Origin of the sequence: Treponema primitia (assembly GCF_046533075.1) — a bacterium.
GTDB lineage: Bacteria > Spirochaetota > Spirochaetia > Treponematales > Breznakiellaceae > Termitinema > Termitinema primitia_B.
Window position 1 is genome coordinate 24,336 of sequence record NZ_JAJQRB010000018.1, and the last position, 15,471, is coordinate 39,806.

Annotated in this window: 18 protein-coding genes; 8 read left to right on the forward strand and 10 right to left on the reverse strand. The window is 52.2% G+C overall.

The window, feature by feature from the left end:
* Positions 1-4 precede the first annotated feature (4 nt).
* Complete coding sequence (locus tag LQZ19_RS03080; RefSeq protein ID WP_411046178.1) at positions 5-430, reverse strand: M67 family metallopeptidase; 426 nt, start codon at positions 428-430, stop codon at positions 5-7.
* 1 nt (position 431) lies between these two features.
* A complete protein-coding gene (locus LQZ19_RS03085; RefSeq protein WP_411046179.1) occupies positions 432-1,334 on the reverse strand; it encodes a PLP-dependent cysteine synthase family protein in 903 nt (300 codons plus the stop codon).
* A 203-nt stretch (positions 1,335-1,537) separates the two neighbouring features.
* Here LQZ19_RS03085 and LQZ19_RS03090 point away from each other — a divergent pair, with 203 nt between their 5' ends.
* The 3 genes from LQZ19_RS03090 (at position 1,538) to LQZ19_RS03100 (ending at position 3,867) form a co-directional block, all read left to right on the forward strand.
* Entirely contained in the window at positions 1,538-1,960 is a 423-nt protein-coding gene (locus tag LQZ19_RS03090; RefSeq protein WP_411046180.1) for a 4Fe-4S binding protein, read from the forward strand.
* A 61-nt stretch (positions 1,961-2,021) separates the two neighbouring features.
* Positions 2,022-2,969, forward strand: a complete 948-nt coding sequence (locus tag LQZ19_RS03095) for an arsenic resistance protein (RefSeq protein ID WP_411046181.1) — start codon at positions 2,022-2,024, stop codon at positions 2,967-2,969.
* Between the two features lie 49 nt (positions 2,970-3,018).
* Positions 3,019-3,867, forward strand: coding sequence for a Cof-type HAD-IIB family hydrolase (locus tag LQZ19_RS03100; protein ID WP_411046182.1), 849 nt, complete (start codon positions 3,019-3,021; stop codon positions 3,865-3,867).
* Positions 3,868-3,886: 19 nt separating this feature from the next.
* Here LQZ19_RS03100 and LQZ19_RS03105 read toward each other — a convergent pair whose 3' ends face one another.
* The 5 genes from LQZ19_RS03105 to LQZ19_RS03125 all read right to left on the reverse strand — a co-directional run bounded on the left by LQZ19_RS03105 (position 3,887) and on the right by LQZ19_RS03125 (position 7,642).
* Positions 3,887-4,321: an RrF2 family transcriptional regulator gene (locus tag LQZ19_RS03105; RefSeq protein WP_411046183.1), complete on the reverse strand. Its 435-nt coding sequence runs from the start codon at positions 4,319-4,321 to the stop codon at positions 3,887-3,889.
* Complete coding sequence (locus LQZ19_RS03110) at positions 4,318-4,749, reverse strand: RrF2 family transcriptional regulator (RefSeq protein WP_411046184.1); 432 nt, start codon at positions 4,747-4,749, stop codon at positions 4,318-4,320. Before LQZ19_RS03110 ends, LQZ19_RS03105 begins: the two co-directional genes overlap by 4 nt.
* A 30-nt stretch (positions 4,750-4,779) precedes the next feature.
* Positions 4,780-6,105, reverse strand: a complete 1,326-nt coding sequence (locus tag LQZ19_RS03115) for a trans-sulfuration enzyme family protein (protein WP_411046185.1) — start codon at positions 6,103-6,105, stop codon at positions 4,780-4,782.
* Between the two features lie 81 nt (positions 6,106-6,186).
* Positions 6,187-7,332 (reverse strand): trans-sulfuration enzyme family protein, encoded by a 1,146-nt coding sequence (locus LQZ19_RS03120; protein WP_411046186.1) that lies wholly within the window; start codon positions 7,330-7,332, stop codon positions 6,187-6,189.
* A 43-nt stretch (positions 7,333-7,375) separates the two neighbouring features.
* Complete coding sequence (locus LQZ19_RS03125; protein WP_411046260.1) at positions 7,376-7,642, reverse strand: ABC transporter permease subunit; 267 nt, start codon at positions 7,640-7,642, stop codon at positions 7,376-7,378.
* A 171-nt stretch (positions 7,643-7,813) separates the two neighbouring features.
* Here LQZ19_RS03125 and LQZ19_RS03130 point away from each other — a divergent pair, with 171 nt between their 5' ends.
* From LQZ19_RS03130 to LQZ19_RS03140, 3 genes are read left to right on the forward strand one after another with little or no spacing between them, the layout of a single operon-like run.
* A complete protein-coding gene (locus tag LQZ19_RS03130) occupies positions 7,814-8,137 on the forward strand; it encodes a FeoA family protein (protein ID WP_411046187.1) in 324 nt (107 codons plus the stop codon).
* Positions 8,124-10,241 carry a ferrous iron transport protein B gene (feoB, locus tag LQZ19_RS03135; protein WP_411046188.1) on the forward strand — a complete coding sequence of 706 codons (2,118 nt, stop codon included), beginning with the start codon at positions 8,124-8,126 and terminating at the stop codon, positions 10,239-10,241. Before LQZ19_RS03130 ends, feoB begins: the two co-directional genes overlap by 14 nt.
* On the forward strand, positions 10,238-10,393 hold the full coding sequence (locus LQZ19_RS03140) for a hypothetical protein (protein WP_411046189.1): 156 nt from the start codon (positions 10,238-10,240) through the stop codon (positions 10,391-10,393). Before feoB ends, LQZ19_RS03140 begins: the two co-directional genes overlap by 4 nt.
* Before the next feature lie 18 nt (positions 10,394-10,411).
* On the opposite strand, the gene LQZ19_RS03145 is transcribed toward LQZ19_RS03140, so the two are convergent.
* Positions 10,412-10,741, reverse strand: a complete 330-nt coding sequence (locus tag LQZ19_RS03145; RefSeq protein WP_411046190.1) for a helix-turn-helix domain-containing protein — start codon at positions 10,739-10,741, stop codon at positions 10,412-10,414.
* Positions 10,742-11,049: 308 nt separating this feature from the next.
* Between LQZ19_RS03145 and LQZ19_RS03150 the strand changes: the two genes are divergently transcribed.
* Positions 11,050-12,054, forward strand: a complete 1,005-nt coding sequence (locus tag LQZ19_RS03150) for an NAD-dependent epimerase/dehydratase family protein (protein ID WP_411046191.1) — start codon at positions 11,050-11,052, stop codon at positions 12,052-12,054.
* Positions 12,032-12,835, forward strand: coding sequence for an EFR1 family ferrodoxin (locus LQZ19_RS03155; protein ID WP_411046192.1), 804 nt, complete (start codon positions 12,032-12,034; stop codon positions 12,833-12,835). Before LQZ19_RS03150 ends, LQZ19_RS03155 begins: the two co-directional genes overlap by 23 nt.
* A 319-nt stretch (positions 12,836-13,154) precedes the next feature.
* Here LQZ19_RS03155 and LQZ19_RS03160 read toward each other — a convergent pair whose 3' ends face one another.
* Positions 13,155-14,330 carry a phosphoglycerate dehydrogenase gene (locus LQZ19_RS03160; protein ID WP_411046193.1) on the reverse strand — a complete coding sequence of 392 codons (1,176 nt, stop codon included), beginning with the start codon at positions 14,328-14,330 and terminating at the stop codon, positions 13,155-13,157.
* Between the two features lie 20 nt (positions 14,331-14,350).
* Positions 14,351-15,457 carry a 3-phosphoserine/phosphohydroxythreonine transaminase gene (gene serC / locus LQZ19_RS03165; protein ID WP_411046194.1) on the reverse strand — a complete coding sequence of 369 codons (1,107 nt, stop codon included), beginning with the start codon at positions 15,455-15,457 and terminating at the stop codon, positions 14,351-14,353.
* Positions 15,458-15,471 lie beyond the last annotated feature (14 nt).

Consider the following 15,471-nt stretch of genomic DNA (forward strand, 5'->3'; position numbering starts at 1 on the left):
CTCCTCAAACCCTTTTAATGTCTTCCCTCAAAAACTCCGACCGGTCCGTTTTCAGCTCCCAACTGGTAAAATCGCCGGCCCGTCCCTTATCCACCGCCGTAATGATGTAGGAATAAAACGGCAGGGCGTGTTCCCTATCAAAGTCCGAAGGCTTTGCCGGATGGTCCGGATGGGAATGGTAAAACCCCAGCACATCCAGTTTGCGTTTCCGGGCCTCCAGTTCCGCCTTCATTAAATCCTCGCTCTCAATCTGAAAACGATGGTATTGTTCCTCCGCCTCCCGGGCATTCCGGATGGGGATAATATCCTCCACCACCCGGCTGTCATCCTCTGCAATTGTACCCAGCAGTATACCACAACATTCGTTGGGATAGGAAATTTCTCCTTCCTTTCGGATCAAGACTTCCCATTTTTCCGGCAGGAAGATCATCCTATACCCCTTCTACCCAGAAAGAATCCGACAGGTACCGGGAGCCGCTGTCCCCCAAAATAGTGACCACCACCGAACCCTTAGGCAGGGTTCGCGCAAGCTGGATGGCGCCTACCACATTGGCTCCAGCGCTTATCCCCACAAAGACCCCCTCTTCCCGGGCAAGCCGGCGGGCCATAGCGTAGGACGCCTCGGTGTTTACCTCCACAAAAGCTTCCGCCAGGGTTTCGTCGTAGATCCCCGGCTTGATGGTACTCCCCATATGCTTGGTCCCCTCAATACCGTGGAAGGGGGAATCGGGCTGCACCGCGTAAATATGAACATCCTTACTGTAGTCCTTAAGCCGCCGGGAGGTCCCCATAAAGGTACCGGAAGTTCCCAGACCGGTGATAAAATGGGTCACCCTACCCCCGGTCTGCTCCCAGATTTCAACCCCCGTGGTGTTATAATGCGCCCTCCAGTTGGCATCGTTGTTGTACTGGTTGGGGAAAAAATACCGTTCCGGGTCCTTAGCAACCGCCTCCTTGACCGCCAGGAAGGCCCCATCGGAACTTTCCAGGGGACTGGTTTCCACAATTTCCGCATTGTAGCATTTCATGATCCGCTTCCGTTCCGCACTGGCATTTGCGGGCAGGTAGATGGTAACCGGATACCCCAGGGCGGCGCCGATCATGGAATAGGCAATCCCCGTATTGCCGCTGGTGGCATCGATAATGGTCTTTCCCGGGACAAGCGCCCCCTGCTCCAACCCGGCAAGGATCATAGCCCGGGCAGCCCGGTCCTTTACGGAACCACTGGGGTTTAAAAACTCCGCTTTGGCGAAAAGGGACACCCCGGGCGTATCCTGGGAGATTTTCTTCAGCTCTAAAAGGGGGGTATTCCCTACAAAATCAAGAATAGTCATTGTTAATTCCAGTATAGCATATTATATCTTATAATGTCTATGCTATTAATAGGATATAATTATCACTACGTCAATAAGAATTATTATCATTGCTTCCATACGGATGTCAATAGGGATATCAAAGGCAGGGGATTTCTGAATTTTTATTTGCTTGACAGGGCTATTTGCTATGGATAAACTGACATCATCGCGGGAGTATTATCATGAAAAAATTAGCTGTTAAAGATCTGTCTGCTTGTATGTTCTGTCTGACCTGTGAGAACGCCTGTGCCCAGGCTTTTTACAAGGGCGAAAACTTCCAGGCCCAGGATCTGTCCTGTATTCACGTTTTGGGAACCGATACGCCCAATAAATTCAAAATCGCCACCTGTGTGCAGTGCGGGAAGTGTTCCAAGTCCTGTGAAGCCGGGGCTATAACTCAAAATGCCCAGGGTGTGTATACGCTGAACAAGAAGCTTTGCGTTAACTGCGGCAAATGCGTGGAGGTCTGTCCCTTCAAGGTGATAGTCCATGCCAAGGACAAACCCAGTCCTACCAAGTGCATAGCCTGCGGCATCTGTGTCAAAGCCTGCCCTCAGGGTGTGCTGTACATAAAAGAAGACGCCAAGGAAGCTGTATCGGCTTAGGCTGCCGCCATTATCACGAAGCTAGTAGGTAAATACCGACCGCCATGCTATCATCACTTTCATGGCTAAACTCCAGCCCCTGATCATCATAGTCTCTGCTCTGGCGGGTATCCTGCTTGGTCAGTTCAGCCCGGCCGTTGCATCCAGGGCGGGAAATTTAATCGAAGTCTTTTTAATGATTCTCCTCTTCTTTGTATTCCTTGCGGTGGATATCAAAGAAATCAAGCGGTCCTTTACCAACGTCCGATTTTCCCTGGCTGCCCTGGCCATCAACTTTATCTGGACCCCGGTGTTCACCTTCATCCTGGGCAGCTTGTTTATGGCAGGTCAAATAGACCTGCAGACGGGGTTCATCATGCTTATGGTGACCCCCTGTACCGACTGGTACCTTATCTTCACCGGTATGGCCGGGGGTAATGTAAGTCTGGGATCCTCCTTGCTGCCCCTAAACCTGATCCTGCAGATCCTCCTATTACCGGTGTATCTTCTTTTGTTCATGGGGAACGCCGTTTCTTTCAGCGCCGGGAACATCTTCACCAGTATCCTCCTGGTGCTGGTAATTCCCCTGGTATCTGCCAACATCGTAAAGCTTATAGCAGGGAAATTACCGGTACGGGAGAAGTTTGAAAAAACAATCACCGTTTATTCCGATATGATACAGCTTATTTTTTTATGCCTGGCGGTGGTATCCATGTTTGCTTCCCAGGGAAAACTTTTACTGGAAAACCCCGGCCTCTTTGTCAGTATCTTTCCTCCGCTGATTATCTTTTTTATCGTCAACTTCATCCTGGCCCTGTTCGCAGGTAAACTATTAAAGCTGCCATTCAAGGATACTATTCCTCTGATCTTCACCACCTCGGCCCGCAATTCCCCTGTAGCCCTGGCCATTGCCGCGGTCACCTTTTCTGACCGGCCGGTAATCGCCCTGGTTCTGGTGATAGGCCCTTTGATTGAACTGCCGGTTCTGGCGGTGGACGCATGGATACTAAGGAAGCGTAAACCTACTTGAAAAAGAAACTATATCGGTATAGGATATTGGCATCAAAGAGGTAAAAATTATGGAAGAAGAACTGCGAAAAGCAGGGCAGGAAGTCAGGCTCATTGTCTGTGATCTTGACGGGACCCTATTAAACAGCGAAAAATTAATTTCCCCTGAAAACCTCAAGGCAATTAATATGGCCCGGGAGAAGGGTATTTTTGTTACCATCTGTTCCGGCCGGATACATACCATGCTTGAAGCCTACAGTCGTACCCTCTCTGTGGAGGGCCCCCTGATTTCCGGGAATGGCGCGTTTATTATCGATACCCGTACCGGGGAAATGCTCTATAGCAACTTTGTTGATCCCCAGGCGGCGTATCCCCTTTTACTGTTCTGCAGGGAACATGGGCTGGACCACCTGCTGGTCAATACTGAAGGCTGCTGGTATGCCGAAGGCAGCCAAAGGATAACCCGGTTTGAACAGTACAATCAAATTGCCGGAAAGGATAATCTTTCACCTATGCCCCTCCACTTGTATGATCCGAATTATCAGAAAGCTCTTTCCGGAAAAATTCATAAGATGCTTATCGCCGGACTCAGCCCCGGTGAAATGGATATGACCACAGAGTATATTCGTACTTTAAAAAACCTAAGCTGTACCTCTTCGGAAAATGGACTCCTGGATGTAGCCGCCCCGGGTATAAACAAGGGTATGGGGGTAGCGGCGCTGGGCCGTATACTGGGATTGGGAAAACAGCAAATCTGTGTATTTGGGGATTACCTCAACGACATACCCATGTTTGAACAGGCTGGGTTCCCCATTGCCATGGGGAACGCCGATGAAGCAGTAAAGCGCAAAGCATTGGCAATAACCGGCTCAAATGATGATGACGGCATTGCCCAGGCAATAAGAAATTACATCCTGTAACAAACCGTGTCACACAGAATCAGATAAAGTACATGTAGGATTCGTCGGGGTCCACGGTCCCCACCACAGATGCCAGGGTCTTCCGATCTATCACCGCCGCGATACGATCGTTCAGCCGGTTAAATACCGTAAGCCTGATGCAACGCTGCAGTTTTGTTTCCGTCTTGTTGGGAAGCGGCGGGTCCACCACCAGCATATCACCCTCCAGCACCCGTAGGGCTTCCCCGATAACGATATCCTGGGCACGCAGGGCCAAAGCATAACCTCCGGAAGCGCCCTTAACGGAACGGATAAAACCGGAACGACGCAGTATTACTGCTACCTGCTCGAGGTAACGGATGGATATTTTCTGCCGATCCGCAACACTGGCCAGGGCTACATGATCCTCGCCGGTATGCTCCGCCAAATCAATAAGAAGCCGTATACCGTACCTGCCCCGGGTTGAGATTTTCATATGGCGTACTCCATCTTGTCCAGGGCATAGTAGGCTGCCCCCAGATCCGCCAGAGATATGGCATCCACACAGTCGGTGATCTCGTGGTAGAGATCGCTCCAGGTATGGGTACTGATGCAGGTATCCTTCATGGGGCAGATGTTTTCGGTAACGCAGGCCACCGGTTCAAGGGGTCCCTCCACCGCCCGCAGAATCTCTCCCACGGTAATTTCCGCCACAGGCCGCCCGGGAAGATAGCCGCCCTGGGGGCCCCGTATACCCTGTACTATCCCTGCTTTCCGCAGGGGAATAAAGAGCTGCTCTAAATAACCATCGGATATGCCGGTATTTTCCGCAATTGTCCGGGTACTTGAATATTCTCCCTGCGGGAGAAGGACCATATACAGCAAGGCCTCAAGTGAATAACGTCCCTTGGTAGATATTCTCATTTTTTACTCCAATATTTTTTTTTCATTACTTCATATACTTTTACGAAAAGCGCTGTCCAGATCCGCAATAAGATCTTCCGTTTCCTCAATACCAACGGACAGGCGCATAAGCCGGTCATTCACCCCGGCGGAAAGACGCATTGCTTCCGGAATAGCCCCATGGGTCTGCACCAGCGGATAGGTAAGCAGCGTTTCAACTCCGCCAAGACTTTCCGCAAAAAGAATAAGAGAAATATTTTTAAGCAGCCTGGGCACATCCGCCTTATCTTTCAGATAAAATGAAACCATACCCCCAAAACCCCGGGCCTGGGAGCGGCTCAGACCGTACTGGGGGTGATCCTCAAAACCGGTGTAGAACACCTTTTCTACCTGTTTATGTTTCCGCAGCCAGGCAGCAATACTACGGGCATTTTTTTCATGCCTTTCCATCCGGATCGGCAGGGTCTTTATCCCCCGCAGGGTCAGCCAGGAATCAAAGGGCGCCAGGGAAGCCCCCTCGCTTTTCTGGGAATTGATCATAGTCTCCGCCAGATCATCCCGGGAATGGACCACAAACCCTGCCAGGGTATCGTTATGACCTGCCAGGTATTTAGTTCCGCTGTGCACCACAAGGTCGGAACCAAGATCAAGAGGATTCTGAAAATAGGGGGAGAGGAAGGTATTGTCCGTTATCAGAAGCCCGCCCCGCTTATGGATAAGCTCCGCACAGCGGCAAATATCCGTAACCTTCATCATAGGGTTTGAGGGGGTCTCAATAAAGATCGCCCTGGTTTCCGGTTTAAGGCTTGCCTCCACCCTGGATATATCGCTGGTATCGATCCAGGAAAAAGAAAAACCGTACTTGGCATAGTATTCGTTAAAAAGCCGGTAGGTACCACCGTAGAGATCTTCAGAAACAATGAGATGATCCCCGGGATTAAACAGTTTTATTACCGAAGAAATTGCCCCCATGCCGGTGGCGAAGGCAAGGCCGTACTTTCCGTGTTCCAGAATTGCTATGGTCTTTTCTAATTCCGACCTGGTGGGATTGATCGCCCGGGAATAGTCAAACCCCGTGGTCTCATACAGCCCGGGGTGTCTGAAAGTAGCGCTTTGATATATAGGGGTACTGATCGCCCCGGTTTTACCTTCAAACAGGGTAGCTCCATGCACCGCAACGGTCCTCATGGACAAGGTTCCGTAAGGCGTAGAGCAGGGGACCTTGGGGCAACAGAAATCTTCCGCGGGATCGTGGGAAGACCCCGCATTAATTGCAACGAGCAATTTATTGATTTCATCCTCTGATAAGACTTCCGTGGGAGGTTTTTCTGAGTCTCGCACAGAAATCTTTTTTGATTTCTTCTTGCGTCTATTCATTATACGCCACCTCCTTTGTCATCTTCTTTTTGATGACGTGAAATGAAGATACCCCGCCGCAAGCAGTGGGGTATCCGGCCCCTATTGCAGGGCTTGGTCAAAATCTTCTATCAAATCCTCAGGATCCTCAAGCCCTACGGAGATCCGTATCAGGGTATCGGTGATACCCAGCCTTAGCCGTTCCGGTTCGGGGATAGAAGCATGGCTCATCCTGACCGGATAGGAGACGATGGTTTCCACCCCTCCCAAGCTCACCGCAGCGGCGGCGTATTTTACCTTCCCCAGGAAACGGACCGCCTGCTCAGCACTCTTGGTTTTAAAGGAAAGAACCGCCCCGGCGCCTGAACTCTGGGCCGCATTGATCTCCCGGCCGGGGTGATCCGGCAGCCCGGGATAAAATACATCGCTTACATTCTTATGAGCCTTGAGCCATTGGGCTACAAGACCGGCCCCGGCCTGCTGAGCTTCCAGGCGTACCTTGAGGGTCTTGATTCCCCGCATCACCAGCCAGGTATCCCAAGGCCCGGGTACGGCGCCGAAGCTGTTCTGCACCCGGTAAAGCTGGGATCCCAGTTCCTTAGTCCTGGTTACCGCAAGGCCGAAAATCACGTCGCTGTGCCCTCCCAGAAATTTGGTGGCCGAATGGACCACAATATCCGCTCCCAGCTCAATGGGCCGCTGGAGATAGGGGGTCATGAAGGTATTATCCACAATGCTGATAAGCCCCGCATCCTTGGCAATCTTGATGGCCGCAGCCAGATCGGTGATTTTAAGCAGGGGATTTGAAGGCGTTTCGAGAAACATGGCCTTAGTATTAGGCTTTATAGCCCTTTTTACCGCATCCAGGTCGGTGGTATCCACCAGGGTAACCTCAAGCCCCCATCTTTTATAGAAGGTATTGAGGATACGCCAGCTCCCGCCGTAAATATCCTCGGCGGCGACGATATGATCCCCCCCGGCAAGGATGCCCAAGGCTGAAGATACCGCTGCGATACCGCTCCCAAAAGCATAGCCCTTGGCGCCCCCCTCCAGGGCGGCGATGATATCCTCCAGGGCCTTGCGGGTAGGGTTTCCTGACCGGGCATAGTCGTATTCCCGGTGTTCCGAGAGATCTCCCTGGTCAAAGGTGGATGTCTGGTACACCGGCACCCCCAAGGCCCCGGTAACACCCCCTATGGCGAGATCCGTTTCGTATCCGTTGTGTATTAGCTGCGTTCCCATCTTCATAATCAAATACCTAGCTGAATTGTAGGATATATGGGGACAGAAATCAAGTACCGGACGCCGGGTTTGAACAATCCCCGGTGTTTTTGGAGCGGCCTTTCCGGCGATAAAAACAATGCCTGAAAGTTTTCCAACCCAGGGATGTAAAGAAGGCGAAAACGGCGGAAATGATGTATTCCAAAATTATAACCGGATCAACATTTATGTTGGAAAATCGGCAAGCCTTGGGGCTGGCGCCGGTCATATACAGTTTTGTGTCATAGGAGGATCTGTTCAGGAGAAAATGACTTATGATAACAACGACAATAAATATGGCACTCGTTTATAAAAAAGAATACCAAAACTATTCAAAAACCTCTATATCGTCACCAATATGACTTTTCAGATCTGTCAACATTTTTCTGCCATTTTGACAAAGGTTCAAATACCATCCAAATTATTGACATTCTTTTTATGTTACAATATTCTAACAGAAGAGGCTTTTATGTTTTTTTTATCAGACACTCCCAATGGGGCTTCTTTCCAGGTAGTCAAGGTCACCCTTGGGAAGGAAGTCGGTAAACGGCTGGCCGATATGGGTTTTACCGAAAATACCGAAGGCGCTGTGGTTCGTTCCGGCTTTTTTCACGGCCCCATCCAGGTCCGAATTCGGGGTTACGATATTCTGATCCGCCGTTCTGAGGCCGAGGGGATTGAAGTACTCCCCGTGGGGGACTGGTCGGCAGTAAAAGACGCCGGGAGGCTGTTCAAGTGTTGGACGATAAAGAAATTTGACCCTAAAATGGAATTAGAAAATGGCGGGAAATAACAAAACCACCCTGCGGACAAAGGGCAATCCAAGAATAGCCCTGGCGGGGAATCCCAATTCGGGGAAAACTACCCTGTTCAATGCCATTACCGGCGCTCACCATAAGGTTGGCAATTACCCCGGGGTTACGGTGGAAAAGCGGGAAGGAAGCCGGGTCCGGGGTGAAACGTCATACCACTTTATCGATCTGCCGGGTATATACAGTCTTACCGCCTATTCCATTGATGAGGTTGTTGCCCGGGATTTTATCCTTGATGAGAAACCCGACGTTATTGTGGATGTTTTGGACTCCACCAACCTGGAACGGAACCTGTACCTCTGCCTCCAGTTCCAGGAACTGGGTATTCCGGTGATTGGCGCCCTGAACATAAGCGACGAAGCGGAATCCCGGGGCATCTTTATTGACGATAAGCAGCTTACCCTTACCCTGGGGATCCCCCTGATTAAGACCGTAGGTCCCAAGGGTTTAGGCGTTGATGAGCTGTTGGACTGCATTGATCACGCCGGGGAGCAGGCCTTTTCAGGCAGGCGGCTGAACTATGGCGATGAAATTGAGTCCCAGCTTGAGACGATTGAATCGGCTATTGCGGCCGATTCGGCTTTTGCGGCAAAGTATCCCGTCCGCTGGCTGGCGGTAAAGCTCATCGAAAAGGATTCCAACGCCTATGAACGGCTGCAGGAACATCCCCAGGCGGAAAAGATAGAGACCCTCGCCAGGGATGCGGTGGCCTGGATTGAAAAGCACTTTGGAAAGGATGCGGAGATTATCATTTCCGAACAACGCTATGGCTATATCCGGGGGGCGGTGAAGGAGTCGGTACGGATCATCAGGGAGCCCGATTTCTCCGTCACCGAGGCGGTGGACCGCTTTATCATGAACCGCTTCCTGTCCCTGCCGGTATTTGTCCTGGTCCTCTGGGGGGTCTTTCAGCTTACCTTCCTCCTGGGCCAATACCCCATGGACTGGCTTGAATCCTTCTTCGGTTTCCTAAGCGAAGCCATCCTGAACACCATGCCCGACACTCTGCTTCGATCCCTCCTGGTGGACGGAATCATAGGCGGCGTGGGGGGGGTCCTCTCCTTTGTCCCCTTAATAGTAATACTGTTCTTCCTGCTTTCGATCCTGGAGGATGTGGGGTATATGTCCCGCGCCGCCTTTGCCACGGATAAGCTGCTCCATAGTTTCGGCCTCCACGGTCAGTCCATATTCCCCATGATGCTTGGTTTCGGCTGTTCCGTCCCGGCGATTATGGCCTCCCGGACCCTGAAAAGCCCCCGGGATCGGATCATCACCATCCTCATCACCCCCATGATGAGCTGCGGCGCCAAACTGCCGGTCCATGTACTCCTGGCCGCCGCCTTTTTCCCCGCCAACGCCGGTACCATGGTGATGTTCATCTACGCCATCGGGGTAATCCTCAGCCTCTGCTGCGCCTTCATACTGAAAAAAACCGTGCTGAAGGGGGACCCCACACCTTTTGTGATGGAGCTTCCCCCCTACCGGGCGCCAACCCTGCGTGGCATACTCTGGCACGTGGGCGAAAAGACCTGGCTCTATGTTAAAAAGGCGGGGACCATCATCCTGGCCTCGGCTATCCTCATCTGGGCCATCACCAGTTTCCCCGCCTACGAGCCCCCGCCCGGTACTTCCGGCGGAGAGGCGGAGGATTCCGTCCGGAACGTGGAAGCGGCGCTGGAACACAGCTACGCCGGGCAGCTGGGCAAGTTTATCGTCCCCATTTTCCGGCCCATGGGCTTTGGGTGGAAACTGGCAGCCGCATCGGTAACGGGCTTTGCCGCCAAGGAAGTTATCGTCTCCACCCTGGGGATCCTCTACCGGGTTGGTACCGAAGAAACCGAAGAAAGCGAGGGTCTCCGGGACGCCATACGGAGTGATCCGGAAATGAACCCCCTGGCAGCGTTTGTGTTCATGCTCTTCACCCTGATTATCCCACCCTGTTTCGCCGCCCTGGCAACGGTCCGGGCGGAAATAGGCTGGAAATGGCTGGGATTTGAATTAGTGTTTCTGCTATGCCTGGGATGGCTCCTCTGCACAATTGTCTATCAGCTTGGGAGCCTGGCCGGTTTGGGAGCGCTGTTATGAATTCCACGATTGAAACCGGCGTTATTATTGCGGCGGTAGCCCTGGCGGCGGTTTTTGTGGTACTGCGGGTCGTCAAAACCTTCCGGAGCAAGCGGCCATCCTGCTGTTCAGGCGGGGACAAGGGCGCCTGCCCGCACTGTGAAAAAAAATAACGCAGGCGCCCGGCGGTATTACTCTTTCACTTTGAGCAAAACATCAATCATCTGATATACCACGTCCTGGTACTTTGGCGGTAATTCCTTAAATAATCCAACTAATTTAGTAAATTTTTCGTCAGGGTTCTGGGTAAACATTTCTCCCTTCCCTAGCGTTAACCATGTCTCGTTCACTCCGAATTCCGAGACGATGAGCTTGATGAGACGGCCGTTTACCCTGCGGATTCCGGACTCAACCCCGCCAATATACCCATTAGACAGGGCTAAAATCGAGGAAAAATTCCTTTGTGATAATTCCAGTGCCTTCCGGATCTGTTTTACCCGTTGGTTGATCGAATCGCCCATGCTCTCAATATAATGTTGTAAAGATTATTCCGCAAGCATTCGTAATATTGACATGATTATATTGTAATATTACTATAAATATATTATAATCACCATATGAAAGGGGAACGGATGACAGAAAACGCTAAAATAGCGAGATTATGGTCAAATTTCCATCGTCTCTCCAATGGGCATAAAAAGCTGGTTCTGAAGATTACGGAAACAATCGCAAAATCAGAGAAATCCGTCTATGAAAAAAGCTCCGTAAAGAAATCTTAAAGCAGATTCTGCTTTGACACCTTCCCCCGCTCCATGTTACCCTCTCCCCTATGAGCCATGAAATCCACGTTGTAAGCGGCGCGACCGGCCGCACCGGCCTTGCCCTTTGCGCCGAACTCCACGCCAGGGGCCGCTATGTCCGCGCCCTCTATTACCGTGGTGAAAAGGTTATACCCTTCCTAAAACAATATGCTGATGAGGTGATCTTTGCCGATATCACCTCGCCGGAATCTATTGGACCCGCATTAGAGGGGACCGCCTATGTCTACCATTTGGCCGGCATTGTTTCCATAGCCAGTAAAATTGATGCGAATATTAGGGCGGTCAATATTGACGGTACCCAAAACGTCATCGACGCCTGCCTGGCCTCCGGGGTAAAACGCCTGGTCTATACCGGCACGGTCCACACTCTGCCCTTTACCGATACTACCAGCATCCTGCGGGAGATCCCCCGTTTTGAAAGCGATGCGGTTGCCGGCGCCTATGCGGTAAGTAAGGCTCTTGCTTCCAACCTGGTCCTGGACGCGGTGAAGACCCGGGGGCTGGATGCGGTAATCGGTATGCCCTCGGGGATAGTGGGCGGCTTCGAATTGAAACGTTCCAACTTCGGACAAATGGTGGTCGATGTTGCCGAGCGCCGCCTGCCGGTGTACATAACCGGCCGCTACGATTTTGTGGATGTAAAGGATGTGGCGAAGGCGCTGGCGGATCTCGCGGATAAGGGCGTTTCCGGCGAGAGCTATATCCTTTCCGGGCATACCCTTTCGGTGAAGGAACTGGTGGAAACATCCGCCCGGGCTGCCGGGGTAAAGCCGCCAAAACTCTGTATGCCCCTGGGCTTTGTAAAGCTGTTTGCCGGTATCGCCGAAAACATTGCCCTGCGTAAAGGGCAAACACTGATGTTTACTCCCTACGCATTAAAAGTGTTGGGGGATAACTGCAATTTTTCCCACGAAAAAATCACCGCCCTCACCGGTTACGCCCCCCGGCCGGTGACTGAGGCGTTAAAGGATCAGGTGGAGTTTTATTTTGATGTCTACAAGAAAAACAGCTAGGATCTACTATTTCAGCGGTACGGGCAATACCTACTGGTCGGCGAAAAAACTAGCCGGGCATCTCGGGGATGCGGAGATTTTACCGATAAGCCGGGAAATCAAACGGCCCGGGCTCCGTATTGAAGCGGACGCGGCGGTGTTTATGTTCCCCGCCTATGCCTACGGGACACCGGTAATGGTACGCCGCTTTCTGGAAAAGGCTGAAATCCACGCGGATTACCTCGCGGCCCTGGTAAGCTTTGGTACCTCCCCGGGCGGCGCGTTGGCCGAAGTCCGCCGGGTCCTGGGCCGGAAAAACCTAAGCTTGAACTACGCGGGGCGTATCCCCGCGGTGGAAAACTTCATCCCCATATTCGGTACGCAGGGGGCTAAAAAACAGGAAGCCCGGCTTCTCCTGCAAGCCGAGGCAACCGAGCAGGCGGCTGCGGCGATTTTATCCCGGGCGGACAACAAAATTCTGACGTTCCGGCCCTTCTCCGGCTTTGTAAGCGCCCTGTTCCGCTTCGCCCGTCCGAACATGGCCCGCCGCCTGTACCGCCGTACCGGCGCCTGTACCGCCTGCGGACTCTGCGCCCGCATCTGCCCTGCCGGCGCAATCACCATGACCGCCAAAGGTCCGGTTTTCCAAAAAAACTGCGAACAATGCCAGGCCTGCCTAAACTTTTGTCCCCGCCGCGCCATCAGCTTTGGACGTATGCAGCCGGGTACTGAACGGTATCATCACCCGGAGGTAACGCTAGGGGAGCTGTTTGATAGCCCACAGGGAGAATCGATCGTTTAATCCTTTATAATGCAACAAAATAGCGAAATAGTTCACACGGGATACTAAGTAAAAAAAATTCTTCATAGTTTTTTATAAATTTTTCACAAAACCCCTTGACATATGTTTTCCAATCCGTTATGTTAGTCTCATATAAGAATGTTATTCTAATATAACTAAAAAAAGCCATCTTTGAGTGTGTCCTGTCGTTATGCCTCTCTCGACAGGGTACTGTCAGCCTCAAACGGTTATGGGTTATTTAAAAAAAACACTCTTTCCATGGTTAGCCCGGTAACGCATCCCGCGATACAATGCGTTGCCGGGCTTTTTTTCTATTTTACTACTCGAATTTTTCTATGGTCCGTACACGGATGATGCCGCCCACTGTTTTAAGACGGGTCAGAGCTTCATCGGGGATTTTTTGCTCCGTATCAATAATATTGTAGGCGTATTCATCCCGGTGGTGGTTGATAAGATCCGTAATGTTAATATTCATACCGGCGAGGATGGTGGTTATCTGCCCAACCATGTTGGGGATGTTCCGGTTTATCACCAGAAGCCGGTGAGCTTCCCGTTGATCCAGCCGGCAGCGGGGATAGTTAACTGCGTTTTTGATCGCCCCGGATTCGAGAAATTCCATGAGCTGCTGTACCGCCATAATCGCGCAGTTATCCTCCGCCTCGGGGGTGGAAGCTCCAAGATGGGGTATGCAGATAACCTTCTTACAGGCCAGGAGTTCCGCCGTGGGAAAGTCCGTTACATAGGCGGACAATTTTTCTGTTTCCAGGGCGGCAATGATGTCACCTTCGTTTACCAGCCCTCCCCGGGCAAGGTTGATGATGCGGCTGCCTTTTTTCATGAGCCGGAATTTTTCGGCGTTCAACAGGCCTTTAGTAGTATCACTGAGGGGAGTATGGAGGCTGACATAATCGGCGCGGGCTAAAAGCCCCTCCAGGGTATCCGCCCGTTTTACCGCCCGGGACAGATTCCAGGCGGCGTCCACGGATATGAAGGGATCATAACCGATAACCTCCATCCCCAGGGAAATAGCATCATTGGCGACCATTACACCCACGGCGCCCAGGCCTACCACCCCAAGGATCTTGCCCCTAATCTCCGGCCCTTCAAACTGAGACTTCCCCTTCTCTACCAGATCCGGAATCTCATCGGCGTGGTCGGAAAGGGAGGCGCTCCAGTTGATGCCCTCCAGAATCCGCCGGGAAGAAAACAGCAGGGACGCGATAACCAGTTCTTTTACCGCATTGGCGTTCCCGCCGGGGGTGTTAAAGACCACCACGCCGCAATCACTGCACTGGGGAACAGGGATATTGTTATACCCCACTCCGGCCCGGGCTATGGCGACAACCGTCTCGGGGATCTCCGTATTGTGGAGATCCGCGCTTCTCACCAGGATGGCGTCAGGATTGGGAATCTCGCTGGCCACCTCATACCGGTCTCTGGGAAACAGTTCCAGACCCATGGGGGATATTTTGTTCATAGTACGAATTCTAAACATAACTGCCTTACCTCCGATCCTTATTTTTCGTTTTTTTCAAATTTTTCCATAAATTTAATAAGAGCTTTCACTCCCTCAATGGGCGTGGCATTGTAGATACTGGCGCGCATACCCCCTACCAGCCGGTGACCCGCCAGGTTTACCAAGCCCTGGGCGGCGGCCTCCTTAACAAACCGGGTTTCCTTTTCCTTCCGCTTATCCGGGTCGGCTTCGGTTGATACGAAGGTGACGTTCATAATGCTGCGGCTGGATTTTTCCACCGGGGACCGGAAAAGTTTTGATCCCCCCAGATAGGCATAAAGCAGATCCGCCTTTTCACGGTTCAGCTTACCCATCGCATCGGCGCCTCCCAGTTCCTTGAGCCACTCCAAGACCAGCCCGATGATGTAGATGCCGTAACAGGGCGGGGTGTTATACATAGAAGCTTCCCCGGCGTGGATATCGTAACGGAGCATCGTTGGCGTCCAGGACGGCGCCTTCCCGAGGAGATCCTCCCGGATTATCACCACCGTGGTTCCCGCCGGTCCCAAATTTTTTTGGGCGCCGGCGTAGAGGAGACCAAACCGGGAAACATCCAGGGGTTCCGAAAGGATGCAGCTTGAAATATCCGCCGCCAGGGGAACGGAACCGGTTTCGGGCAGGGCGGCCCACCTGGTCCCTACAATAGTGTTATTCACCGTAATGTGGTAATAGGCGTCATCGGCCTCCGGGGGAAGCGGCGCCGGTATGTAGGTATAGGCTTTGTCCTTTGAGCTCCCCCGGGTATGCACCTCCGCATACTTGGACGCCTCCTCGGCGGCCTTCTTTGCAAAGATACCGGTCTCCACATAGGCAGCCTTTTTTTTCGGCGACCCGGGTTCAACCCCGGCCAGGTTAAGGGGGACCATGGAAAATTGCAGAGAAGCGCCGCCCTGGAGGAACAGCACCTTGTAATTGGGGGGAATACCCATCAATTCCCTGAGCAGGGCTTCGGTTTTTTCGATGATGGGCTTAAAGTCCTTAGACCGGTGGCTCATCTCCATTACCGACTGGCCGGTTCCGTTGACATCGGTCATTTCCGCCGCCGCCCGTTCCAAGACCGGAAGGGGCAGGGCTGAAGGTCCGGAGGCAAAATTGTATACACGCATAACAGCTCCTTTTT

Bases quoted from the DNA above. Each gene is read 5' to 3' on its own strand.
- LQZ19_RS03080 (WP_411046178.1), bottom strand. From the start codon at position 430: ATGATCTTCCTGCCGGAAAAATGGGAAGTCTTGATCCGAAAGGAAGGA.
- LQZ19_RS03085 (WP_411046179.1), bottom strand. From the start codon at position 1,334: ATGACTATTCTTGATTTTGTAGGGAATACCCCCCTTTTAGAGCTGAAG.
- LQZ19_RS03090 (WP_411046180.1), top strand. From the start codon at position 1,538: ATGAAAAAATTAGCTGTTAAAGATCTGTCTGCTTGTATGTTCTGTCTG.
- LQZ19_RS03095 (WP_411046181.1), top strand. From the start codon at position 2,022: ATGGCTAAACTCCAGCCCCTGATCATCATAGTCTCTGCTCTGGCGGGT.
- LQZ19_RS03100 (WP_411046182.1), top strand. From the start codon at position 3,019: ATGGAAGAAGAACTGCGAAAAGCAGGGCAGGAAGTCAGGCTCATTGTC.
- LQZ19_RS03105 (WP_411046183.1), bottom strand. From the start codon at position 4,321: ATGAAAATCTCAACCCGGGGCAGGTACGGTATACGGCTTCTTATTGAT.
- LQZ19_RS03110 (WP_411046184.1), bottom strand. From the start codon at position 4,749: ATGAGAATATCTACCAAGGGACGTTATTCACTTGAGGCCTTGCTGTAT.
- LQZ19_RS03115 (WP_411046185.1), bottom strand. From the start codon at position 6,105: ATGAATAGACGCAAGAAGAAATCAAAAAAGATTTCTGTGCGAGACTCA.
- LQZ19_RS03120 (WP_411046186.1), bottom strand. From the start codon at position 7,332: ATGAAGATGGGAACGCAGCTAATACACAACGGATACGAAACGGATCTC.
- LQZ19_RS03130 (WP_411046187.1), top strand. From the start codon at position 7,814: ATGTTTTTTTTATCAGACACTCCCAATGGGGCTTCTTTCCAGGTAGTC.
- feoB (WP_411046188.1), top strand. From the start codon at position 8,124: ATGGCGGGAAATAACAAAACCACCCTGCGGACAAAGGGCAATCCAAGA.
- LQZ19_RS03140 (WP_411046189.1), top strand. From the start codon at position 10,238: ATGAATTCCACGATTGAAACCGGCGTTATTATTGCGGCGGTAGCCCTG.
- LQZ19_RS03145 (WP_411046190.1), bottom strand. From the start codon at position 10,741: ATGGGCGATTCGATCAACCAACGGGTAAAACAGATCCGGAAGGCACTG.
- LQZ19_RS03150 (WP_411046191.1), top strand. From the start codon at position 11,050: ATGAGCCATGAAATCCACGTTGTAAGCGGCGCGACCGGCCGCACCGGC.
- LQZ19_RS03155 (WP_411046192.1), top strand. From the start codon at position 12,032: ATGTCTACAAGAAAAACAGCTAGGATCTACTATTTCAGCGGTACGGGC.
- LQZ19_RS03160 (WP_411046193.1), bottom strand. From the start codon at position 14,330: ATGTTTAGAATTCGTACTATGAACAAAATATCCCCCATGGGTCTGGAA.
- serC (WP_411046194.1), bottom strand. From the start codon at position 15,457: ATGCGTGTATACAATTTTGCCTCCGGACCTTCAGCCCTGCCCCTTCCG.